Raw genomic sequence first — 20,283 nt, forward strand, 5'->3', positions numbered from 1 at the left:
CCCGGACCGCGCCTCAGGGGATCAACCGCTCCAACGCGCGGCCATTGGCCCAGGTGCCGTGCAATTCGCCGTTGGGCATGCGCACATAGACCACCGGATACTCCGCCCCCCAGTCGATCCAGATGATATCGCCGTTGCGGGTGCCGGTGCCATCATAGCTTTGGCCGCCGACGCGCCAACTCAGGTGGACCATGGCGCCCTGCTCGCCGATCGCGACGGTGCCGCGATAGGCCGAGCCGTCGGGATTGCGCCCCTCGACCCGGTAGCCCCCGGCGATCGACTGTGCCGCCAATGGGGCGGCCAGCGTGAGCATCGCCGCCGCCATCCCCCCCATGAGCGCGCGGCGGCCCCATTTCACGACTGTCATATCTTTGCCCCCCTGATCTGCTGACATCTGTCTGTATCAGGGCAGTCTGGCCCGGAACCGGGCCGCTGTCACCCCTGCCAGCGGACCAGCACGGGGCGAACAGCGGGTGGATCAGTAGGCTGAGGCGTCGTAGATCCGGTCGAGATCACCGTTCCAATCGCCGTTGTAGTGCTGCAACAGCTCGTCCGCCGGGGTCATGCCGGTTTCGACGCTGTCCTCCAGCGCGTGCAGGAAATGGCGTTCGTCCTGCACCATGCCGCCCAGCCCCGGACGCGCGCGCACCTTGAGACCGGACCGCGCGATATCCACGACCTGGGTTGCAAGATCCAGCATCTTGCGCCCGCCGACTTCGGCGTGAAGCCCGTCTTTGGCCGCGCCAAGACGCCAAGCCTCGCGAGTCTCGGTATCCCAGTCCTTGACCAGATCCCAAGCGGCGTCCAGCGCGCCCTGATCATAGGTCAGCCCGACCCAGAAGGCCGGCAGCGCGCAGAGCCTGCGCCACGGACCACCATCGGCGCCGCGCATCTCGATGAATTTCTTCAGCCGCGCCTCGGGGAAGGCGGTGGTCAGGTGATCGGCCCAATCGCTGAGCGTCGGTTTTTCGCCGGGCAGCGCCGGCAGCTCGCCCTTGAGGAAATCGCGGAACGATTGCCCCAGCGCGTCAATGTACTTGCCATCGCGATAGACGAAATACATCGGCACATCGAGCATGTACTGGACCCAGGCTTCGAACCCGAAGCCCTCGTCAAAGACAAAGGGCACCATGCCGGTGCGCGCCGGGTCGAGATGCTGCCAGACCCAGGAGCGATAGGATTTCATGCCGTTGGGCTTGCCCTCGAAAAACGGCGAATTGGCAAACAGCGCGGTGGCGACCGGTTGCAGCGCAATGGCCACGCGCATCTTTTGCACCATGTCGGCCTCGGAGCCGAAATCAAGATTGACCTGCACCGTGCAGGTGCGCCGCATCATGGTGGTGCCAGTGGTGCCGACCTTGTCCATATAGGCGTTCATCAACTTGTAGCGGCCCTTGGGCATCAGCGGCATCTGCTCATGCATCCAGATCGGCGCGGCGCCCAGCCCGATGAATCCGACGCCGATCTCGTCGGCGATATCCTTGACCTCGCGCAGGTGTTCATTCACCTCGTCGCAGGTCTGGTGGATGGTCTCCAGTGGTGCGCCCGAAAGCTCCAGCGCCCCGCCCGGTTCCAGCGAAACATTGGCGCCGTCTTTTTCCAGCCCGATCAGATGATCGCCTTCGCGGACCTCGGCCCAGCCATAGCGATCGCGCAGCCCCTCAAGCACGGCCCGGATCGAGCGTTCGCCGTCATAGGGCAGCGGATTGTGGGTGTCTTTGCAATAGCCGAACTTTTCGTGTTCGGTGCCGATGCGCCAATCCTCTTTCGGCTTGCAGCCGTCCGCGAGGTATTCGGCCAGTTGTTCGTGCCGTTCGATCGGGCCGCCGCCAGACTGGGGGATGGACATTCGCGCACTCCGATACTGCTTGCTTTCGTTTCCGGTGGGCAGTGGTGCGGGGAAATGCCGGGACTGTCAATGCAGCCTTTGATGCGCAAGCCGCATTGGACGGCGTTCCCAGATCACAACCGCATGAGCGGTGTCGCGTTTCAGCTCGGCCAGCATCCGCTCGGTGCGCAGACCCGGCAGGGCGGCGAAGACGTCGAACAGATTGCCAGCGCCCTCGGCATTGACCGGGATATGCAGGATCGGGCGGCCCGGTTCCTCCAGCACCCAATGGGCCGGTTGCGCGCTGGGATCGAGCACCAGCCGCTCCAGATCGCGGACCGAGACCGAGCCGCCGGACAGCGGGCCCATATAGGTGATTTCGCCCTCGTCCACCAGAACGACACCGGGGCCGCCCCCGGTGGCGCGAAAGCGGGCGCGCTGAAAGCCGATCACGGCAAGACCGGCGCCAGCAAGCCCCAGCGCCCAGCCGATCCAGCCCAGCAGACCGCCCGTTCCCAACGCCCAATACAGCCCCAGCGCCACCACGCCAGCGCCCAGCAGCGCCTCGCGCCAGCGCGCCAATGCGGCGCGGGCCTCGGGGCGGATAAAGCTCATCGCCAGTCCCCCAGCGCGGTTTGCCACAGGGTGAGTGCGGCCACGGCAGCGGTATCGGCGCGCAGGATTCGCGGACCAAGCGCCACGACGTGGGCCTGTGGCAGGGCGTGCAGGCGGGTGCGCTCGGCGGGTGAAAACCCACCCTCGGGGCCGATCAGGATCGCCCAAGGGCCGGGCGTGGCCCCCGCAAGCCCCTTGAGCACACCGGCCTCAGCCTCGTCGCAGAACATCAACTGCCGCTCCTCGGGCCAGTCGGCCAGCAGGCGGTCGAGCTTTTGCAAATCGGTGACCTCGGGCACGACTGTGCCGCCGCATTGCTCGGCGGCTTCGATGGCATGGGCCTGCAGCCGGTCCTGCCGAATGCGGTCGGAATTTGTGAACTCGGTCTGCACCGGCACGATCCGCGCCGCGCCCATCTCGGCCGCCTTTTCGACGATGAAATCGGTGCGCGCCTTTTTGATCGGCGCGAACAGCAGCCAAAGATCGGGGGGCATCTGCAATGGCCGGCTCTGTTCGACGCAGGCCAGAACGCCGCCACGCTTGCCTGACTCGGCCACGGTGGTGCGCCATTCCCCGTCGCGCCCGTTGAACAGCGCCACCGGATCGCCCAGCCCCAGCCGCATCACCCCAAAGAGGTAATGCGCCTGTTCCCGCGTCAGAGGAACCGATTGCCCCGCCCCCAGCGGGTGCTCTACATACAGCCTGACTTTTGCCTTCATGCGAGACTACATATGCAACCTGAAAGCCCAATGCCAGACAGGACCGCGACAGGACAGGTCGCAGATGCGGTCAAGGGAAACTGGGTCGACCGGTTGGCACCGCCGGCAACGCGGCCCTATCTGCGGCTGTCGCGCGCCGACCGACCGATCGGCACCTGGCTGCTGCTGCTGCCGTGCTGGTGGGGGTTGGCGCTGGCGATGCTGTGGGACCAGTCGCCGCGCTGGGGCGATCTGTGGATCTTTGTCGCCTGCGGGTTGGGCGCCTGGCTGATGCGCGGGGCGGGCTGCACATGGAACGACATCACCGACCGCGATATTGACGGCAGCGTCGAGCGCACGCGTTCGCGCCCGATCCCCTCGGGGCAGGTCAGCATCAAGCAGGCGGTGGCCTATATGGGCGCGCAGGCGCTGGTGGCCTTTGCAATCCTGCTCACGTTTAACTCCGCCGCCATCGTGCTGGGGTTTCTGTCGCTGTTGCCGGTGGCGGTCTATCCCTTTGCCAAGCGGTTCACCTGGTGGCCGCAGGTGTTTCTGGGCCTTGCCTTCAACTGGGGCGCACTGCTGGCCTGGACGGCGCATACCGGGTCGCTGCACTGGGCCCCGGTGATCCTGTATGTCGCCGGGATCTGCTGGACGCTGTTCTATGACACCATCTATGCCCATCAGGACGCCGAGGATGACGCGCTGATCGGGGTCAAATCCACCGCCCGGCTGTTTGGCGAGGCAAGCCCACGCTGGCTGCGCCTTTTTCTGGTGTTGACGCTGGCGCTGATGGCGGTGGCGGTGATCGTGGCGGTGACGCCGCAGGGGTCAGGTCTGGCGCTGCTGCTGGCGCTGGCCGGTCTTTGCGCGATGGGCCTGCACATGGCTTGGCAATTGCGCCAATTCGACCCCGACGACAATGCGCTTTTGCTGCGCCTGTTCCGTGCCAACCGCGACACCGGCTTGATTCCGCTCATCTTCTTCCTTGTTGCGGTGCTGGCATGATTGCACCCTCGTCCCCCCGACGGTATGACATTCGCATTCCAACGAGTAGAAGACCGATCCGTTGATGCGCATTTCCTCCCTTTTCGCCGTCGGCCTGACCTTTGTTGTCGCAGCCATTCTCAGCCTTGTCGCCGCCGGTTTCGCGGTCTCTGCGGTGGAAGATTCCACCGAGATCGGCGTGCGCCGATCCCTCGACGACGCGGGCCATCACTGGGCCGAGGTCGAAGCCGACGGGCTGCGGGTGGTTCTGGCAGGCATCGCGCCGGACGAGGCGACCCGGTTCAATGCCATCACCGTCGCCGCCCAGGTTGTGGACGCTGCCCGCGTCATCGACAACATGGAGATCGCCCCCACCGCCGACCTGACGCCGCCACGGTTTTCGATCGAGGTTCTGCGCAATGACAGCGGCATCTCGATCATCGGGCTGGTGCCGGTCGAAACCGACCGCGACGATCTGGTCGCTGAACTGAAGGATATTGCCGGGACACAGAAGGTGGCCGACCTTCTGGAGACCGCCGCCTATCCCACCCCCGAGGGCTGGGACGCGGCGATGCAATACGCCGTCGAGGCGCTGCGGGCACTGCCACGCTCGAAAGTGTCGGTCAGCGCCGGACAGGTCAAAATCACCGCCATCGCGGACAGCCGCGAGGCCAAGGCCGCGCTGGAGCGCAAGCTGACCCGCGCCGCACCGGCGGGGCTGCGGCTGGGGCTGGAGATCGCCGCGCCGCGCCCGGTGATCACGCCGTTTTCGCTGCGCTTTATCATCGACGAAAACGGCGGGCATTTCGATGCCTGCTCCGCCGAAACCGACGCCGCAGGCGCGCGCATTCTGGCCGCCGGTCGGGCCGCCGGGTTGAGCGGCGAAGCCAGCTGCACCATCGGGATGGGCGTGCCCTCGCCCAACTGGGCGCGCGCAGCTGAGCTGAGCCTGTCGGCACTGGCCAAACTGGGGGCCGGATCGGTCACCTTTGCCGATGCCGATATCACGCTGGTCGCGGCGCAGGGCACCAATGCCGGGCTGTTCGACGCCGTGGTGGGCGAGTTGGAAAACGACCTGCCCGAGGTCTTCGCGCTGCACGCGGTCCTGCCCGCCCCCAAGGACACCGCCGGTGGTCCGCCGGAATTCATCGCCACCCGCAGCCCCGAGGGGCTGGTGCAATTGCGCGGCCGGCTGAACGACGACAACCTGCGGCGCATGGCCGACAGCTATGCCCGGGCGCGGTTCGGATCGGAAAGCGTCCATACCGCCGCGCGCCTGGTCGAGGGGCTGCCGGCAGATTGGCCGGTGCGGGTTCTGGCCGGGCTGGAGGCGCTGTCGAAACTGGCCCATGGGGTGGTGACCGTTTCGCCCGACTCGGTACGTCTGAGCGGGGTCACCCACGATGAAGAAGCCAGTGCCGATATCGCCGGGCTGTTGTCGGACAAGCTGGGCGAGGCCGAGGATTTCACGCTCGACATTACCTATCAGGCGCCGCCGGAACCGGTGGCCGCCTCCCCCGAGCCAGAAGAATGCGAACGCCGCCTGAGCGCGGCGCAGGAGACAGGCAAGATCACCTTTGAGCCGGGCTCGGCCACCATCGCGGCCGCCTCGCAGGGCATCATGAACCAAATCGCCGATATCCTGACCGAATGCCAGGATCTGCGGCTGGAGATTCAAGGCCATACCGACAGCCAAGGCCGCGAGGAGATGAACCTCACCCTCAGCCAGTCGCGGGCGCAATCGGTGCTAAACGAACTGCGCGCGCGCCGCGTTCTGACCGCAAGCTTTGTCGCCGTCGGCTATGGCGAGACCCGCCCGATCGCCCCCAACGACACCGAAGCGGGGCGCGAGGCAAACCGCCGGATCGAGTTTCGCCTGATCCGGCCCGGCAACGAGGCCGAGGAAGAAAGCACATTGGACGCGGTGGCCGAGGAAACCCCGATCACCGAACCTGCCGACGACAACGCGGCCCCCATGGATGACGCAGGCAACGACGAAGAGACTGGCGCGGAACCTGAGACCGACAGCAGCGGAGAGACAAGCGAATGAACAGAACTGAGTTCATCATCACCACGGCGATCATCCTGTTCATCGCCTTTCTCGTCGGTTGGTTCGCCCATTGGCTGCTGCACCGCTTTTCCCGCGTCAATCAAAGCGACGTGGCCGATCTGGACCGGATGAGCCAGGAGTTGCATGAGGCCGAGGAAACCCGCGATCAGGCCATCACCTACCTGCAACAACGCGAGGCCGAGCTGACCAACCAGCTGTCTCAGACCGAAGCCGAGTTGAAGGCGGCGATGGATGGGTTGCGCGACGTCCGGCGCGAAGCAGAAGAGATGCGCGCGCATCTGGACCGCGTCAGACAGGCGCAATAACCGGCCCAATATCAGGCGCAGTAGGCGCGCGCCGCTCTTTCTGAAACACGGATCTTTCTGAAACAGGCGGGGACGCGGGGACGGATCTAAGCCGGTGCTGCGGCGCACGCGGATTTGGGCGCGCTCACCAGCGGATTACCAGCGCTCGAGCGCGTCTTCGTCCGCATCCTTGGCTGCGACCCAATCGGCCCCCTCCGCAGTGATTTCCCGTTTCCAGAACGGCGCCCGCGATTTCAGGTAATCCATCAGGTATTCGGCCGCCTCGAAAGCGTCTTTGCGGTGCGATGCGGCGGTTGCGACCATCATGATCATCTCGCCCAAGGCCAAGCGACCATGGCGATGAATCACCAGAACGTCTCCCAATGCCCAGCGGGTCGCGGCCTGCGTCGCGATCTCGGTGATCGCCTTTTCGGTCATGCCCGGGTAATGCTCGATCTCCATCGCCTGCAACCCGCCCCCGGGCAGGTCGCGCACGACGCCGGTAAAGGTCACGACGGCCCCGGCGCCATCCAGACCGGCGGCAAAGGCGTTGGCCTCGTCTCCCAGATCGAAAGCTGCCGTTTGAACCGCGATCCGCATCAGCTCAGCCGCCCGTCATCGGCGGGAAAAAGGCCACCTCGCGCACACCGGCAAGCGGGGCGTCGAAATCGGACAGATCCTGATCCAGCGCCACGCGCAGCGCGCTGAGATCGGCAAAGGCGGCGGCATAGCGATCTTCGCGCGCGCGCAGCTCTTCGACCAGATCGGCCACAGTGGCGGCATCGGTCTCGACCGTCTCGCGCGGCAGGCCGATGCGTTCGCGCACCCAAGCGAAATAGAGAACCTCCATCAGCGCCCCTCCCTCAAATGCGGCAAGGCTTTACGTAGGTAATCCAAGCCGGTGATCAAGGTCAGCGCGGCCGCGATCCACAGCAGCCACAGCCCCAGCCGCCCCGACCAGATCATGCCATCCTGCATCAATCGCAACCCGTGCAGATCCTCGACCTCTCCATTCAGGACCTGCAGCAAAAGCGCCTCGTCCATGCCCCAAGAGTTCATCACCAAATGATGTTCAAAGATGCCCTGCGAGAACAGCGTCGCGATGGCGATCATCTGCGCCGTCGTCTTCCACTTGGCCAGTTTGGTGACCTTGAGCGTGCCGGCGGTGTCGCCGAGGTATTCACGCAACCCCGCGACGAAGACCTCGCGAAACAGGATCACCGTGGCAGGCAGCACCAACCAAGGGGTCCAATGCTTGGCCGCATAGCCGACAAGGATCATCAGCGCGATCACCACCATCGCCTTGTCGGCAATCGGATCAAGCATCGCGCCCAACTTGGTTTCCTGTTTCCACGCCCGCGCCAGATAGCCGTCAAACCAGTCCGTCACCGCCGCGCCGACGAACAGCACCAGCGCATACCAGTCAGCATAGGGGCGGGAGAAATAGAGAAACATCACGGCAAGACCGGGGGCCGCGAGAAGCCGCAGAAGGGTCAGGGTATTTGGCACATTCCAACGCATGCGCGGACCCTATACGCGCAATTTGAAATGTGGAAGCGGGCGCAGCAGAAATCTGCACGGGAGCAAGCCGTGGCGCGCGCGCAGCACAGACCTTGGGCGGGGACATTTTCAGCCAGGGCAAAAGGGGCTGCCAGAAATCGCCGCCGCTGGCGAACTGCTGACCGGGATCAAAGCGGAGCAACGGCCCCGCGCCCTACCCCTTTTCGTGGAAGAAATCATAGACGGTTTCGGCCAGCGTGTCGGAAATCCCATCCACCGCCTTGAGATCGGCCAGATTGGCACGACCGACCGCCTTGGCACTGCCGAAATGCGTGAGCAAAGCGCGTTTGCGGGTGGCACCGACGCCGGGAATATCGTCGAGCGGATTGGCGCTCATCGACTTGGCGCGCTTGGCGCGATGGGTGCCGATCGCGAAACGGTGCGCCTCGTCTCGCAGGCGCTGGACGAAGTACAGCACCGGGTCATTGTGGCGCAGCGCAAAGGGCGATTCGCCGATGCGGTGAAACTCTTCCTTGCCTTGGTCGCGGTCGATCCCCTTGGCGACGCCGACCATCGGGATATCCTCGACCCCGTATTCCTCCATGATGCCATAGACCGCGCTGACCTGCCCGGCGCCGCCGTCGATCAGCAACAGGTCTGGCCAAAGCCCCTTGTTGCGATCGGGGTCTTCTTTCAACAGCCGGGTGAAGCGGCGCGTCAGCACCTCTTTCATCATGCCGAAATCATCGCCGGGGGTCAGGTCGTCGCCGCGAATGTTGAACTTGCGATAGCTGTTCTTCATGAACCCGTCCGGGCCCGAGACGATCATGCCCCCAACCGCATTGGTGCCCTGAATATGCGAGTTGTCGTAAACCTCGATCCGCTGCGGCGGCGCCTCCAGCCCAAAAGCCTCGGCCAGCCCCTGCAACAGCCGGATCTGGGTGGCGCTTTCCGACATGCGGCGGGCGAGGCTTTCGCGGGCATTGCGCAACGCGCCAGAGACCAGTTCGGCCTTTTCGCCGCGTTGCGGGACAAGAAGCTCGACCCTGCGCCCGGCCTTTTCCGACAGCGCCTCGGTCATCAGATCGGCGTTCTCGATCGCATCCGAAACGATCACCTGACGCGGCGGTTCCTTGTTGTCATAGAACTGACCAAGAAAGGCCTCCATCACCTCGGCTGCGGACACATCGGCGCCGACCCGGGGATAGAAATCGCGGTTGCCCCAGTTCTGATTGGAGCGGATGAAAAAGACCTGAACGCAGGCCTGCCCGCTATCCATATGCAGCCCGATCACATCGGCCTCGGACACGCCACGCGGGTTGATCCCCTGCGCGGTCTGCACCGATGTCAGCGCGCGGATGCGGTCGCGCAGCGCCGCAGCGCGTTCGAATTCCATCTCGTCAGAGGCCAGCTGCATCTGTTCGGCCAGTTCCTCCTGCACCTTGGTCGAGCGGCCCGACAGGAAGCGTTCGGCGTCACGGACCGCCTCGGCATACTCCGTCTCGGAGATCAGGCCGGTGCAGGGCGCGCTACAGCGTTTGATCTGATGCAACAGGCAAGGACGCGTGCGGCTGGTGAACATCGCGTCGGTGCAGTTGCGCAGCAGGAACGCCTTTTGCAACTGGTTCAGCGTCCGGTTCACCGCGCCGGCGCTGGCGAAGGGGCCGAAATAGCTGCCCTTCTCTTTCTTGGCACCGCGATGTTTCTTGATCTGTGGAAACGCGTGATCCTTGGCGAGCAGGATATTGGGAAAGCTTTTGTCGTCGCGCAGCAAGACGTTGTATTTCGGCTTGAGCTGCTTGATCAGGTTCTGCTCCAGCAGCAGCGCCTCGGTCTCGGTCCGCGTCGTGAGAAACATCATTTTGACGGTTTCGCGGATCATCCGGGCGATGCGCGGGGTGTGCCCCGTGGGTCTGGCATAGCTGGAGACCCGCGCGCGCAAATTGCGCGCCTTGCCGACATAAAGCACCCGCGCCTGAGCATCGAGCATCCGATAGACCCCGGGAGAGCTGTCGAGGGTTTTCAGATAGCCCTGAATGCAGGCATGGCCGACGGGCTGCGGCTGGGCTGCGGTATCTGGGGTGTCACTCATATTCCAGAAATATGATTCTCTGGCCGCGCCTGCAATCTCAGGTGGACGATTTCAAGGGAAAACAAATCCACTGAAGCTGTGGGTAAGTCTGAAGATAACTTCGAGACTTCTACAAAATACCCTTGTTCCACGGGAGGTTCCTTGATTTGCCTAAAAATTGATCACATACGCAAGGCGCTGAAAACAAAAGAAACTTTTATAAGTTCCGTCCAAGTTAATGAAAACAAAGGGTAATTCTTAACACTTTGATGACAGAACCGTGAACAGTGCAAAACTTTGGCGGCACCGGCTATTCCGGGCCAAGGATATCGCGGGTTTGCCATCCCAGGTGCTGACCGCCATCAACGCAAAGGAGTTGTCCCGTCACCGCCGGCGCATCCAGAAAATACCCCAACGCGGCGGTGATATCCGCTGCATTGGCGCCGCGTCCGCTGATCGTGTTGGCCCTTTGCGCGGCGAAATGGGCCGCGCTTTGGCGGTGCCCCTGAAGCGTCGGGCCGGGCCCGATGGCATTGACGCGGATCGCCGGGGCCAGCGCCTGCGCAGTCGTGCGCGTCATCGCCCAAAGCCCCATCTTGGCAATGGTATAGGTCATGAACTCTGGCGTCAGTTTGCGCACCCGCTGGTCTATCATATTGACAATCAACCCCGAGGCCACCGGTTCACCGGCCTCGTCACGACTGGGCTCCAGCCCCTGCGCCGCCATCGCCTGCGTCAGAACGAAAGGCGCGCGCAGATTGCTTTCCATGTGCCGGTCCCAGCTGTCGCGGGTGGCAGTCGTGATCGTGTCATATTCAAAGATCGAGGCGTTGTTGATCAGACAGGTGATCGGCCCACCCAGCGCCTTGGCGGCTGTTGGCAGCAACTCGGCGGTCTGCGTCTCGTGCAGCAGGTCTGCCGATAGCGTCACAGCGCGACGCCCCAAAGCGCGGATATCACTGGCGGTGGCCTCGGCGGCCTCCCCCGAGGCGGCATAGTGCACAGCCACGTCATAGCCGCGCCGCGCCATATAAAGCGCCATCGCGCGGCCCAACCGCAGCCCCGCACCGGTGACCAGACAAATCGTCATCGCATCGCTCCCTGTTTGTGCGGCGGGCGTGCGTTACATCAGCACCGCGCAGACATAGATGACATATAGCGCGCTCAGCACGATGCCCCATCTCCGGGTGAGATCGCGACCGAAGAACACGAAGGGCACCAGCAGCAAAGACGCCCCCAGCATCACCCAAAGGTCAAAGCGCAGGAATTCGGGATCGACCGGAATCGGGCCGAACATCGTGGCGGCCCCGATGATGGCCAACAGATTGAACATGTTGGAGCCGATCACGTTGCCCAGCGCCACATCGGCCTGTTTGCGCAGCGCCGCCATCACCGTGGTCGCCAGTTCCGGCAGTGAGGTGCCCAGCGCCACCAGCGTCAGCCCGATCACCGTGTCGCTGACCCCATAGGTCCGCGCGATGATCGAGGCGCTTTCGACCAGCAGGCTGGCCCCGAGCGGCAGACCGATCAGCCCCAGCGCCAGATAGACGCTGATGCGCCAATAGGGCATATCCGGGTCGGCCTCTTCCAGCCCATCGAGTGACTCGGCCTCCAAGGCGCAAGTGCGTCGGTGCGCCAGCGCGTCGCGCATCTGGTCCCATAGAACCAGCGCCAGCATGGCCAGCATCACCAGACCGGACACCAGCGTGAAGGTGCCGGTAAAGGCCAGCCCGATGAACAGAACCGTGGCCACCAGCATGAAGACATAGGATTTTCGGCTGTCACAGGCCCCGGTGTGCATATGCGCAAGAATCGCCGGGATCCCCAGCACCAGCAGGATATTCGCGGTGTTGGAGCCCACCACATTGCCCAGCGCGATACCCGGCGCATGATCAAGCACCGCCCGGATCGAAATCAGCAATTCGGGGGCCGAGGTGCCAAAGGCCACGATGGTCAGGCTAACGATCAGCGCTGGCACACCCAGCCGCAGGCTGAGATTGACCGCGCCGCGCACCAGCGCATCTCCCGCCAGCAGCAGGATCACCAGCCCGAGACCGGCAAGAAGCCAAACCATCATGAACGACGTCCCTTGTGACCACAGGCACAAGGACCGGAGCCGATCCGGAACCGCCCGCACCGCGGACAACGCACCGAGGAGAGTTTCTTTTGCCCCGGAAAGCGCAATTTTCCAAACATGGCCAGCACCGCCATCCCGACAAGGAAGAGTGAAACGATCTTGAAAATCACGTCAGAGGCCAAACCGCGCATAGGCCGCGCGTTCCTCAAGACCGGCAAGGGCGTCCTGCGCCAGTTGCGCGCCAAAGCGCGGCAGGAACGGGCGGCGCAGACCATAGCGTCGGAACTGCACCTTGTCGCCAAACCGCTCCTGCATCTTGGGCTTGAGATGGGCGATCCCCTCGATCAGGCCCAGATCGGTGGCGCGCTGCGCTGTCCAGATCTCGCCCGTGAACAGGTTGGTCTGATCGTCCAGCTTGTCGCCCCGACGCGTCTTGATCTGGGCGATGAAATTCTCATGCAGATCGCCAAGCAGAACCTTCAGCCGCGCCACATCCTCGGGGTTTTCCGGGCGGAACGGGTCAAGCATGGATTTGGACTCACCCGCGGTATGGACCCGCCGCTCCACCCCTTGGCGCGCCAACAGGATATGGGCGCCGAACCCGGATGAAATCACCCCGATCGAACCCAGAATCGAACTGGCGTCGGCCCAGATTTCGTCCGCCGCCGAGGCCAGCCAGTAGCCGCCCGAGGCGGCCACGTCTTCGACAAAGGCAAAGACCGGAACCTTGGTTTCCTCAGACAGCCGCCGGATGCGCGCTGCGATCAGCGAGGATTGCACCGGCGAACCACCGGGCGAGTTGAGCTCGATCGCGACGGCGGCGGGCTTGCCCCTGCGGAATGCTTTTTCCAGCAGCGGCGCAAGGGCGGCATCGCTCAGGGTACTGCGCCCACCGGCACCGATCGTGCCGGTCAGGCGCAGCACCGAAACAAGCGGCGGGTTCTTTATGAATGGGAGGCGCAACTTCATACCGTCCGATGTAGAATGCCGCCCACCGACAAACAAGGTACCGGTGTGATAGAAAGACGCGCAGCGAGGATTTCACGTCACGTGCGCCCACGAGCCGACCCCGACCCAAACCCGAACCGAACCCGAACCGAACCCGGACTGCGGCTCCGGGCTCAGCTGCGAATGCGCCAGCCGGTGCGGAAAATCCACCAGATGACAGCCAGACACAGGAAGGTGAATCCACCAATCGCCAACAGGCTAAGCCCCACCGGCACATCCGCCGTATCAAAGAACGACCACCGGAACCCCGAGATCAGATAGACCACCGGATTGAACAAGGTGATCGTCTGCCAGACCGGCGGCAACATGGTGATCGAATAGAAAGAACCGCCGAGAAACACCAGTGGCGTGACAATCAGCAGCGGCACCAGTTGCAGCTGCTCGAAATTCCCGGCCCAGATCCCGATGATGAACCCCAGCAGCGCAAAGCTGAGGCAGGTCAGCAGCAGGAACGCCACCATCGCCAGCGGGTGGGCGATCTGGAAATCAACGAACAGGGCGGCCGTGCACAGGATCACGGTCCCGACGAACAGCGCCTTGGTCGCCGCCGCGCCGACATAGCCCAGCACGATCTCCAGAAAGTTCACCGGCGCCGAGAGCAGCTCGTAAATGGTGCCGATGAATTTCGGGAAGTAGATCCCGAAAGAAGCGTTTGAGATCGACTGGGTGATCACCGATAGCATGATCAGCCCCGGCACGATAAAGCCGCCATAGCCGATCCCCTCGACCTGTTCGATGCGGCTGCCGATGGCGGTGCCGAATACCACGAAATACAGCGAGGTGGACAGCACCGGCGACAGAAAGCTTTGCAACATGGTCCGGAAAAAACGCGCCATCTCGAACCGATAGATGGCGGCAATGGCGCCCCAGTTCATGGTGTTTCCTCCGAAACCAGATCAACGAAGATTTCTTCCAGACTGCTCTGGCGTGTGTTGACGTCGCGCAGCACCAGCCCGGCGGCGGCAATCGCGTTCAACAAGCCGGTCAGGCCGATACGCTCGGCCTGGGTGTCATACTCGAAAACCAGCACATCGCCCTCCCCTGCCAAGCTCAGCCCCGGTCGGGCGAGCGTCGGCGGGATCGCGGAGATCGCGGCGCTCAACTGCACCTCGATCTGTTTTTTGCCCAGACGCGACATCAACGCGGATGTCTGCTCGACCAGCAACAGCTCGCCCCGGTTGATGACGCCGATGCGATCCGCGATCGCCTCGGCCTCTTCAATGTAATGGGTGGTCAGGATGATCGTCACGCCGTCGGCCTTCAGCTCGGCCACGATGTCCCACATATCCTTGCGCAGCTCGACATCGACGCCGGCGGTCGGCTCGTCCAGAAACAGCACCCGGGGCTCGTGCGCCAGCGCCTTGGCAATCAGAACCCGGCGTTTCATGCCGCCCGAAAGTTCTTTGACCTGCGCATCCTTCTTGTCCCACAGCGACAGGCGGCGCAGTATCCGTTCGATCAGGGCCTCGTCGCGGCGATGCCCAAACAGCCCGCGCGAAAACCGCACCGTATTGAGCACCCGCTCGAACGGTTCCAGCGCGATTTCCTGCGGCACCAGCCCGATCAGCCCGCGCGCGGCGCGAAAATCGCGCAGGATATCATGCCCCCCCACGGTGACCTCTCCGGCGGTTGGCGTGGTGATGCCGCAGATGGTGGAAATCAACGTGGTCTTGCCGGCCCCGTTGGGGCCCAGCAGGGCGATGATCTCGCCCTGCTCGATCTCGAGCGTGACACCTTTGAGCGCCTGAAAACCGCCCTCATAGGTCTTGCGCAGATCGCGGATCGACAGCATCGCGGACATGAAATTCCCTCCCGGTCCGCCCCTTGGGCCGACCTGTCTGACGCACCCCGCGCCCTTACCTATACCCGTCTGCGCAGATTGGCTCAGGCTCAGTCGCGGCCCGTGACCCGCTTGAACCAGCCTTTTTTCTCGCCGCTCTCGCCCTCGGGGTCGGCGGCGCCTTCGCCCTCTTCTGCCGGCCCCTCGATCTGCGTCTGCAGGTTTTGAAAGAACTGGTCCGCCATCTTCTTGGAAAAGCCGTCGATCAGCCGGCTGCCAAGCTGCGCCAGCTTGCCGCCGACCTTGGCGTCGACCTCATAGGACAGCAGCGTCGCCCCCTCACCCACAGCAGCGAGGGTTACAGTCGCACCGCCCTTGGCAAAGCCCGCGGCGCCGCCCTTGCCTTCGCCCGTGATGGTAAGCTTTTCGTTCTCCACCAGGTCGGACATGGTGACGACCCCTTTGAAGGTGGCCTTTACCGGGCCGACCTTCTGCGTCACCGTGGCGGTATAGCCATCCTGCGGATTGCCCTCGACCGCAGATGCGCCCGGCACGCAGGCCTTGAGCATCTCCGGGTCCAGAATCGCGGCATAAACGGTGGCCGGATCGGCCTTGATCTCGCATTCGTCGCTCATATGCATGGTGCGCAACCTCTCCTCTTGAAATGACAGGTCTACCCGAGGACGCCCCGTGGGCCAAGCGGCCTTGCCCCTCGCATACGCAGGAAAATGTCGGAAACGGGCGATTGACGGGGGCGGCTATCGTGATAGCCAACAGGCAGTCTTACGGGAGGGGCCATGCAAATCGCTGCGCAAAGTCGACCGGGGGCAGGAATCGTCCTCGTTCTGATCGGGGTCCTGTCCATTTCGGTCAACGACATGCTGATCAAGCAACTGTCGGGCGGCTACCCGCTCCATCAGGTGGTGTTCACCCGTTCGGCCATTGGCATCCTGTTCAGCCTGACGATGGTGCAGCTCGAAGGGGGCTGGTCGGTCCTGCGCACCCGGCAACCGGGGCTGCACATGCTGCGCGGGCTGATGGTGGTCATCGCCAACATGACCTTTTTCCTTGCGCTGGCGGTGCTGCCGTTGGCCGATGCCACGGCGCTGTTCTTTGCCGCGCCGCTTTTCATCACGTTGCTATCGATCCCGCTTCTGGGCGAAAAGGTCGGACCGCTGCGCATGGGCGCCGTGATCGTCGGCTTTGCCGGGGTGGTGCTCATGCAGCGCCCTTGGCAGGGCAGCGGCGACCTGGAGGTCAGTCGCCTGATGCTGCTGCTGCCGGTGCTCTCGGCGCTGGCCTATGCGCTCATGCAGATCATGACGCGCAAACTGGGGGCCACCACCAAGGCCTCGGCGCTGGCGGTCTATATTCAGGCAATGTTCATTCTGGTCTCACTGGGATTCTGGGTGGTCGCCGGCGACGGCCGCTTTGCCGAGGCCAGCAACAATGCCAGCGTGCAGTTCCTGTTGCGCGCCTGGGTCTGGCCGCGGGACGGCGACTGGATCTATCTTGTCGGTCTGGGGATGAACGCGGCGATCATCGGTTATTGTCTGAGCCAAGCCTATCGGTTGGCCGATGCCGCCACGGTCGCACCGTTCGAATATGTGGGCTTGCCGCTGGCGGTCTTTTGGGGCTGGGCGATCTGGGGCTCCCTGCCCTCGTGGGAGGTGTGGACAGGCATCGCCCTGATCATGGGCGCGGGGCTGTTCGTGTTCCTGCGCGAACAGCAAAAGGCGCGCCGGATCGCGCGCACCGGCCTTGGCCGACGGGACTGAGCCCCCCGGCCAAGGTGCGGCTCAGTCCCAGACCTGTTCCAGATCGGGCAGCGGGATCGCATCCAGCAGCTCGCGCGTATAGGCGGCCTGCGGCGCATCGAACAGCGCTTGGGTCTCGCGGTATTCCACCACCTCGCCGCGATACAGCACCAGCGTGTGACGGCACAGCCTGCGGATCACCGACAGGTCATGGCTGATAAAGGCCAACGTCAGACCCAGTTCCTGCACCAGTTGCTCCAACAGGTTCAGCACCTGCGCCTGACTGGAGACATCAAGACCGGAGACGATCTCGTCCGCGAGGATGAAATCCGGCTCGGTCGCGATGGCCCGCGCGATGCCGACGCGCTGGCGCTGCCCGCCCGACAGCTCATGCGGATAGCGGGTGCGAAAGGCGCGCGGCAGGCCGACGTGATCCAACGCCTGATCGACCCGCGCCGACACCCGGTCGACCCCCTGCAACCGCAGCGGCCCGGCAATGATCGCGCCCACGGTGCGGCGCGGGTTGAGCGAGGACATCGGGTCCTGAAAGATCATCTGGAACCTGCGCCGCAGCGGACGCAACGCATCCTCGTCCAGATGGGTGATGTCCTGTCCGTCGAACCGGATGGCACCGCTGTCGGGTTCCAGCAGCCGGATCATCGCCCGGCCAAGGGTGGATTTCCCCGAGCCCGAGCCACCGACGATGCCCACCACATCGCCTTTCGCAATGCTCAACGAGATGCCCTTGAGGATCTCAACCCGCAGCGCCGGCCCCAGAAGCGGCTTATGCGCCAAGTCGGGAAACGACAGGTGCAGGTTCTCGATGTCATAGATCGGTGTGTCAGACATGGGGCTGCATCCTGTCATGGGCGGCAATCTCGGCCTGCACGCCTTCGATCACCGCATCGGGGACCGGGGTCAGGCTGGCATCGGGATCGGTGTATTTCGGCGTCGCCGCCAAAAGCGCGGCGGAATAGGGATGGCTCGGATGGGCAAAAAACGGCTCCACCCGGGTATCTTCCAGCACTAGGCCGCCAAACAGCACCGTCAGCGACTGGCACACCTTGGAGACCACGCCCAGATCATGGGTCACGAACAGCAACGCGGTGCCGTGGCGCTGTTGCATCTGCCTGATCAGCTTCAGGATCTGTTTCTGCACCGTTACGTCAAGCGCCGTGGTCGGCTCGTCCGCGATGATCAGCCGGGGTTCGGCGGCAAAGGCCGAAGCGATCAGAATGCGTTGACGCATCCCGCCCGAGAGCTCATGCGGATAGGCCCGCATCACCCGCTCCGGCTCGGGGATCGAGACCTCGTGCAACAGCTCCAGCGCGCGCATCTGGGCATCCTGCCGGGTCCATCCAAGGATATCGACCAGCCGGTTGGTGATCTGCGGCCCGACCCGGCGCGACGGGTTCAGCGCGGTCAGCGGGTCCTGCGGGATCAGCGCCGCCTTGGCCCCGATCACCCGACGCCGATCGCGCGGACGCATCGCCAGAAGATCCTCGCCGTCCAGCAGGATGCGGCCCGATGTGACCTGCACCGCCAGCGGCAAGGTGCCCAGAACTGCCTTGCCGATCATGCTTTTGCCGGCCCCGCTTTCGCCCACCAGCCCGCGCACCTCGCCAGCCTCGACCGACAGCGACACGTCGCGCAGGATCGGCGATGGCCCCACATGGGCGCTCAGATTCTCGATCGTCAGAAAACTCATCTCAGCACCGGATCGAAATGGTCCTTCAGCCCTTCGCCAAGCTGGCTGAAGCTGAGGACGGTCAGAAACAAGGTGACCAGCGGAAACACCAGCACCCACCACGCCTGATGGATCGACAGACGACCTTCCGAGATCATGCTGCCCCAGGTCGGTTGATCGGTCGAGATCGACAGGTTGACGAAACTCAGGATCGCTTCGACGATCACCGCGATGCCCATTTCCAGCGTCAGCAGAACGACGATGGTGGGCAACACATTGGGCAGGATCTCGGCTAGCATGATGGAAAACCGTTTGCGCCCCGAGACCTGCGCCGAGGCGACATAGTCCATCGCACCCTGACTCATCGCCTCGGCCCGGATGACGCGGGCAAAGCGGGTCCAGTCGATCACCACGATGGCGATGATGATTGAACTCAACCCGGTGCCCAGAACCGCGATCAACAGGATGGCGAACAGCACCGGCGGAAAAGCCATCCAGATATCGACAAGCCGCGAGATCACCATGTCCGGCCAGCCGCGGAAATAGCCCGCGATCAGCCCCAGAAACGACCCGATCAGGCAGGTCAGCGTGCCCGCGATCAGGGCCACCCCCAGCGCCAGCCGCGCCCCATAGATGATGCGGCTGAGCACATCACGCCCCAGCGAATCCGAGCCCAGCGGAAACGCGGCGTCGGACCCCGCCTCCCAGAACGGCGGCAGGCGGGCGCCGAACAGATCCTGCATCAGCGGGTCCTGCGGCGCGATCAGCGGCGCAAACACCGCCGCCAGCACCAGCAAGCCCAGCCAACTGGCCGACAACCAAAGCCGCACCCCGGCGCGACGTTTCACAAGTCCACGTGCATCAGCCATTGCGCAACCTCGGGTTCAGGGCAGCATAGGTCAAATCAACGACCAGATTGACCACCGTAAAGATCAAAGCGAACAGGATCACGATCCCCTGTATCAAGGGCAGATCGCGGTTGATCACCGCGTCGATCGCCATATTGCCCAGCCCCTCATAGGAAAACAGCCGCTCGATGATGACGGTGCCGCCGATCAGAAAGGTAAACTGCACCCCGATCAGGGTCAGCGTCGGCAGCACGGCATTGGGCAGCGCCTCATGCGTGATGACGTGGTTTTCGCCATAGCCCTTGGTGCGCGACAGCGTCACGTAATCCAGATGCATGGTTTCCTTCAGCGATTGTTTCAGAAGCTGGGAAATAATCGCCGCCAGCGGGATCGCCAGCGCCAGCGCGGGCATGAACATATGCGACACCAGATCGGCCCAGATATCAAAGCGCAGCCGCAGCACGCTTTCGAACAGGTAGAAATTGGTGACGAACGGCAGATCCAACGCCGGCGAGACCCGGCCCGAGATATGAAAGACCGGCCACAGCACCCCGAACAGCAGGATAAACACCAGCCCCCAAAGGAAATCCGGCACCGACAGCGCCATACCATTGACGATGTCGATGGTGCCTTCGGTCCTTGTGCCGCGCCGCCGCGTTCCGGTCAGCGCTAGCGTGCCGCCAAGGATCACCGCGATCACCAGCGCCATGATCGACAGCTCGAGCGTCGCAGGCAGCCGCGACAAGACCAGCTTCAGCACCGGTTGGCGCGAGGTGATCGAGGTGCCGAAATCACCGTGCAGCACGCCGTTCAGCCAGATCACGAATTGTTCGGGGATGGTCTTGTCCAGCCCGTAAAGCGCCTTGAGCCGGGCGATGTCCTCTTCCCCCGCACCGGGGGGCAGCATCATGGCGATCGGGTTGCCGGGCACGACGCGGATAACGAAAAAGACGATGATGGCCACGCCGATCAGCGTGATCGCCATGGTCAGCAATCGCAGCAGGATCCGTCTGAGCAATGTCATGAATATGTTTCCAAATGCCGGAGGGCGGATCGTGCCGCCCTCCGGTCA

23 protein-coding genes are annotated in these 20,283 nt (G+C 63.7%); 4 read left to right on the forward strand and 19 right to left on the reverse strand.

Annotated elements, in window-relative coordinates; translation table 11 throughout:
• Window positions 1-13: 13 nt before the first annotated feature.
• The 4 genes from lfb1 to E1B25_RS06995 form a co-directional block, all read right to left on the reverse strand.
• Window positions 14-367: an LIC10280 family protein gene (gene lfb1, locus E1B25_RS06980; RefSeq protein ID WP_132828041.1), complete on the reverse strand. Its 354-nt coding sequence runs from the start codon at window positions 365-367 to the stop codon at window positions 14-16.
• A 111-nt stretch (window positions 368-478) separates the two neighbouring features.
• On the reverse strand, window positions 479-1,849 hold the full coding sequence (locus E1B25_RS06985; protein WP_132828042.1) for a glutamate--cysteine ligase: 1,371 nt from the start codon (window positions 1,847-1,849) through the stop codon (window positions 479-481).
• A gap of 66 nt (window positions 1,850-1,915) precedes the next feature.
• Complete coding sequence (locus E1B25_RS06990) at window positions 1,916-2,443, reverse strand: hypothetical protein (RefSeq protein ID WP_132828043.1); 528 nt, start codon at window positions 2,441-2,443, stop codon at window positions 1,916-1,918.
• Window positions 2,440-3,162: a 16S rRNA (uracil(1498)-N(3))-methyltransferase gene (locus E1B25_RS06995; protein ID WP_132828044.1), complete on the reverse strand. Its 723-nt coding sequence runs from the start codon at window positions 3,160-3,162 to the stop codon at window positions 2,440-2,442. The genes E1B25_RS06990 and E1B25_RS06995 overlap by 4 nt, the downstream gene beginning before the upstream one ends.
• A 12-nt stretch (window positions 3,163-3,174) precedes the next feature.
• Here E1B25_RS06995 and ubiA point away from each other — a divergent pair, with 12 nt between their 5' ends.
• From ubiA to E1B25_RS07010, 3 genes are all read left to right on the forward strand, one after another.
• Window positions 3,175-4,149 carry a 4-hydroxybenzoate octaprenyltransferase gene (gene ubiA / locus E1B25_RS07000; protein ID WP_132828045.1) on the forward strand — a complete coding sequence of 325 codons (975 nt, stop codon included), beginning with the start codon at window positions 3,175-3,177 and terminating at the stop codon, window positions 4,147-4,149.
• A gap of 64 nt (window positions 4,150-4,213) precedes the next feature.
• Window positions 4,214-6,178 (forward strand): OmpA family protein, encoded by a 1,965-nt coding sequence (locus E1B25_RS07005; RefSeq protein ID WP_132828046.1) that lies wholly within the window; start codon window positions 4,214-4,216, stop codon window positions 6,176-6,178.
• Window positions 6,175-6,504: a hypothetical protein gene (locus E1B25_RS07010; protein ID WP_132828047.1), complete on the forward strand. Its 330-nt coding sequence runs from the start codon at window positions 6,175-6,177 to the stop codon at window positions 6,502-6,504. The genes E1B25_RS07005 and E1B25_RS07010 overlap by 4 nt, the downstream gene beginning before the upstream one ends.
• 135 nt (window positions 6,505-6,639) lie before the next feature.
• Here E1B25_RS07010 and E1B25_RS07015 read toward each other — a convergent pair whose 3' ends face one another.
• The 11 genes from E1B25_RS07015 to E1B25_RS07060 form a co-directional block, all read right to left on the reverse strand.
• A complete protein-coding gene (locus tag E1B25_RS07015) occupies window positions 6,640-7,083 on the reverse strand; it encodes a molybdenum cofactor biosynthesis protein MoaE (protein WP_132828048.1) in 444 nt (147 codons plus the stop codon).
• A 4-nt stretch (window positions 7,084-7,087) separates the two neighbouring features.
• The gene (moaD, locus tag E1B25_RS07020) at window positions 7,088-7,333 is read right to left on the reverse strand and encodes a molybdopterin converting factor subunit 1 (protein ID WP_132828049.1); all 246 of its coding nucleotides are present in this window, start codon (window positions 7,331-7,333) and stop codon (window positions 7,088-7,090) included.
• The gene (gene pgsA / locus E1B25_RS07025; protein ID WP_132828050.1) at window positions 7,333-8,004 is read right to left on the reverse strand and encodes a CDP-diacylglycerol--glycerol-3-phosphate 3-phosphatidyltransferase; all 672 of its coding nucleotides are present in this window, start codon (window positions 8,002-8,004) and stop codon (window positions 7,333-7,335) included. The genes moaD and pgsA overlap by 1 nt, the downstream gene beginning before the upstream one ends.
• Before the next feature lie 193 nt (window positions 8,005-8,197).
• Window positions 8,198-10,075 carry an excinuclease ABC subunit UvrC gene (gene uvrC, locus E1B25_RS07030; protein WP_132828051.1) on the reverse strand — a complete coding sequence of 626 codons (1,878 nt, stop codon included), beginning with the start codon at window positions 10,073-10,075 and terminating at the stop codon, window positions 8,198-8,200.
• Window positions 10,076-10,364: 289 nt separating this feature from the next.
• Window positions 10,365-11,144 carry an SDR family oxidoreductase gene (locus E1B25_RS07035; RefSeq protein WP_132828052.1) on the reverse strand — a complete coding sequence of 260 codons (780 nt, stop codon included), beginning with the start codon at window positions 11,142-11,144 and terminating at the stop codon, window positions 10,365-10,367.
• A 33-nt stretch (window positions 11,145-11,177) separates the two neighbouring features.
• Window positions 11,178-12,131, reverse strand: coding sequence for a calcium/sodium antiporter (locus E1B25_RS07040; protein ID WP_132828053.1), 954 nt, complete (start codon window positions 12,129-12,131; stop codon window positions 11,178-11,180).
• Complete coding sequence (locus E1B25_RS22510; protein WP_165937565.1) at window positions 12,128-12,322, reverse strand: hypothetical protein; 195 nt, start codon at window positions 12,320-12,322, stop codon at window positions 12,128-12,130. The genes E1B25_RS07040 and E1B25_RS22510 overlap by 4 nt, the downstream gene beginning before the upstream one ends.
• Window positions 12,303-13,100 carry a S49 family peptidase gene (locus E1B25_RS07045; RefSeq protein ID WP_132828054.1) on the reverse strand — a complete coding sequence of 266 codons (798 nt, stop codon included), beginning with the start codon at window positions 13,098-13,100 and terminating at the stop codon, window positions 12,303-12,305. The genes E1B25_RS22510 and E1B25_RS07045 overlap by 20 nt, the downstream gene beginning before the upstream one ends.
• 152 nt (window positions 13,101-13,252) lie before the next feature.
• On the reverse strand, window positions 13,253-14,014 hold the full coding sequence (locus tag E1B25_RS07050) for an ABC transporter permease (protein WP_132828055.1): 762 nt from the start codon (window positions 14,012-14,014) through the stop codon (window positions 13,253-13,255).
• Window positions 14,011-14,940 carry an ABC transporter ATP-binding protein gene (locus E1B25_RS07055; protein ID WP_132828056.1) on the reverse strand — a complete coding sequence of 310 codons (930 nt, stop codon included), beginning with the start codon at window positions 14,938-14,940 and terminating at the stop codon, window positions 14,011-14,013. The genes E1B25_RS07050 and E1B25_RS07055 overlap by 4 nt, the downstream gene beginning before the upstream one ends.
• A gap of 89 nt (window positions 14,941-15,029) precedes the next feature.
• The gene (locus tag E1B25_RS07060; protein WP_132828057.1) at window positions 15,030-15,560 is read right to left on the reverse strand and encodes an SRPBCC family protein; all 531 of its coding nucleotides are present in this window, start codon (window positions 15,558-15,560) and stop codon (window positions 15,030-15,032) included.
• Window positions 15,561-15,716: 156 nt separating this feature from the next.
• Between E1B25_RS07060 and E1B25_RS07065 the strand changes: the two genes are divergently transcribed.
• Entirely contained in the window at window positions 15,717-16,697 is a 981-nt protein-coding gene (locus E1B25_RS07065) for a DMT family transporter (RefSeq protein ID WP_132828058.1), read from the forward strand.
• A 21-nt stretch (window positions 16,698-16,718) separates the two neighbouring features.
• Here E1B25_RS07065 and E1B25_RS07070 read toward each other — a convergent pair whose 3' ends face one another.
• From E1B25_RS07070 to E1B25_RS07085, 4 genes are read right to left on the reverse strand one after another with little or no spacing between them, the layout of a single operon-like run.
• Window positions 16,719-17,525 carry an ATP-binding cassette domain-containing protein gene (locus tag E1B25_RS07070; protein ID WP_132828059.1) on the reverse strand — a complete coding sequence of 269 codons (807 nt, stop codon included), beginning with the start codon at window positions 17,523-17,525 and terminating at the stop codon, window positions 16,719-16,721.
• Window positions 17,518-18,384 carry an ABC transporter ATP-binding protein gene (locus E1B25_RS07075; protein WP_132828060.1) on the reverse strand — a complete coding sequence of 289 codons (867 nt, stop codon included), beginning with the start codon at window positions 18,382-18,384 and terminating at the stop codon, window positions 17,518-17,520. Before E1B25_RS07075 ends, E1B25_RS07070 begins: the two co-directional genes overlap by 8 nt.
• Window positions 18,381-19,232 (reverse strand): ABC transporter permease, encoded by an 852-nt coding sequence (locus tag E1B25_RS07080; protein WP_132828061.1) that lies wholly within the window; start codon window positions 19,230-19,232, stop codon window positions 18,381-18,383. The genes E1B25_RS07075 and E1B25_RS07080 overlap by 4 nt, the downstream gene beginning before the upstream one ends.
• Window positions 19,225-20,235 (reverse strand): ABC transporter permease, encoded by a 1,011-nt coding sequence (locus E1B25_RS07085; protein ID WP_165937566.1) that lies wholly within the window; start codon window positions 20,233-20,235, stop codon window positions 19,225-19,227. Before E1B25_RS07085 ends, E1B25_RS07080 begins: the two co-directional genes overlap by 8 nt.
• Between the last annotated feature and the right edge of the window lie 48 nt (window positions 20,236-20,283).

Origin of the sequence: Antarcticimicrobium sediminis, assembly GCF_004348975.1 — a bacterium.
Taxonomy (GTDB): domain Bacteria; phylum Pseudomonadota; class Alphaproteobacteria; order Rhodobacterales; family Rhodobacteraceae; genus Antarcticimicrobium; species Antarcticimicrobium sediminis.

Excerpts from the sequence above, each read along its gene's own strand:
- E1B25_RS07045 (WP_132828054.1), bottom strand. The coding sequence starts at position 13,100 with ATGAAGTTGCGCCTCCCATTCATAAAGAACCCGCCGCTTGTTTCGGTG.
- E1B25_RS07005 (WP_132828046.1), top strand. The coding sequence starts at position 4,214 with ATGCGCATTTCCTCCCTTTTCGCCGTCGGCCTGACCTTTGTTGTCGCA.
- E1B25_RS06985 (WP_132828042.1), bottom strand. The coding sequence starts at position 1,849 with ATGTCCATCCCCCAGTCTGGCGGCGGCCCGATCGAACGGCACGAACAA.
- E1B25_RS07085 (WP_165937566.1), bottom strand. The coding sequence starts at position 20,235 with ATGACATTGCTCAGACGGATCCTGCTGCGATTGCTGACCATGGCGATC.
- E1B25_RS07070 (WP_132828059.1), bottom strand. The coding sequence starts at position 17,525 with ATGTCTGACACACCGATCTATGACATCGAGAACCTGCACCTGTCGTTT.
- uvrC (WP_132828051.1), bottom strand. The coding sequence starts at position 10,075 with ATGAGTGACACCCCAGATACCGCAGCCCAGCCGCAGCCCGTCGGCCAT.
- E1B25_RS07055 (WP_132828056.1), bottom strand. The coding sequence starts at position 14,940 with ATGTCCGCGATGCTGTCGATCCGCGATCTGCGCAAGACCTATGAGGGC.
- pgsA (WP_132828050.1), bottom strand. The coding sequence starts at position 8,004 with ATGCGTTGGAATGTGCCAAATACCCTGACCCTTCTGCGGCTTCTCGCG.
- E1B25_RS07080 (WP_132828061.1), bottom strand. The coding sequence starts at position 19,232 with ATGGCTGATGCACGTGGACTTGTGAAACGTCGCGCCGGGGTGCGGCTT.
- E1B25_RS06995 (WP_132828044.1), bottom strand. The coding sequence starts at position 3,162 with ATGAAGGCAAAAGTCAGGCTGTATGTAGAGCACCCGCTGGGGGCGGGG.
- ubiA (WP_132828045.1), top strand. The coding sequence starts at position 3,175 with ATGCAACCTGAAAGCCCAATGCCAGACAGGACCGCGACAGGACAGGTC.
- E1B25_RS22510 (WP_165937565.1), bottom strand. The coding sequence starts at position 12,322 with ATGCGCGGTTTGGCCTCTGACGTGATTTTCAAGATCGTTTCACTCTTC.
- E1B25_RS07075 (WP_132828060.1), bottom strand. The coding sequence starts at position 18,384 with ATGAGTTTTCTGACGATCGAGAATCTGAGCGCCCATGTGGGGCCATCG.
- E1B25_RS07040 (WP_132828053.1), bottom strand. The coding sequence starts at position 12,131 with ATGATGGTTTGGCTTCTTGCCGGTCTCGGGCTGGTGATCCTGCTGCTG.
- moaD (WP_132828049.1), bottom strand. The coding sequence starts at position 7,333 with ATGGAGGTTCTCTATTTCGCTTGGGTGCGCGAACGCATCGGCCTGCCG.
- E1B25_RS07060 (WP_132828057.1), bottom strand. The coding sequence starts at position 15,560 with ATGCATATGAGCGACGAATGCGAGATCAAGGCCGATCCGGCCACCGTT.
- E1B25_RS07050 (WP_132828055.1), bottom strand. The coding sequence starts at position 14,014 with ATGAACTGGGGCGCCATTGCCGCCATCTATCGGTTCGAGATGGCGCGT.
- E1B25_RS07010 (WP_132828047.1), top strand. The coding sequence starts at position 6,175 with ATGAACAGAACTGAGTTCATCATCACCACGGCGATCATCCTGTTCATC.
- E1B25_RS07065 (WP_132828058.1), top strand. The coding sequence starts at position 15,717 with ATGCAAATCGCTGCGCAAAGTCGACCGGGGGCAGGAATCGTCCTCGTT.
- E1B25_RS06990 (WP_132828043.1), bottom strand. The coding sequence starts at position 2,443 with ATGAGCTTTATCCGCCCCGAGGCCCGCGCCGCATTGGCGCGCTGGCGC.
- lfb1 (WP_132828041.1), bottom strand. The coding sequence starts at position 367 with ATGACAGTCGTGAAATGGGGCCGCCGCGCGCTCATGGGGGGGATGGCG.
- E1B25_RS07035 (WP_132828052.1), bottom strand. The coding sequence starts at position 11,144 with ATGACGATTTGTCTGGTCACCGGTGCGGGGCTGCGGTTGGGCCGCGCG.
- E1B25_RS07015 (WP_132828048.1), bottom strand. The coding sequence starts at position 7,083 with ATGCGGATCGCGGTTCAAACGGCAGCTTTCGATCTGGGAGACGAGGCC.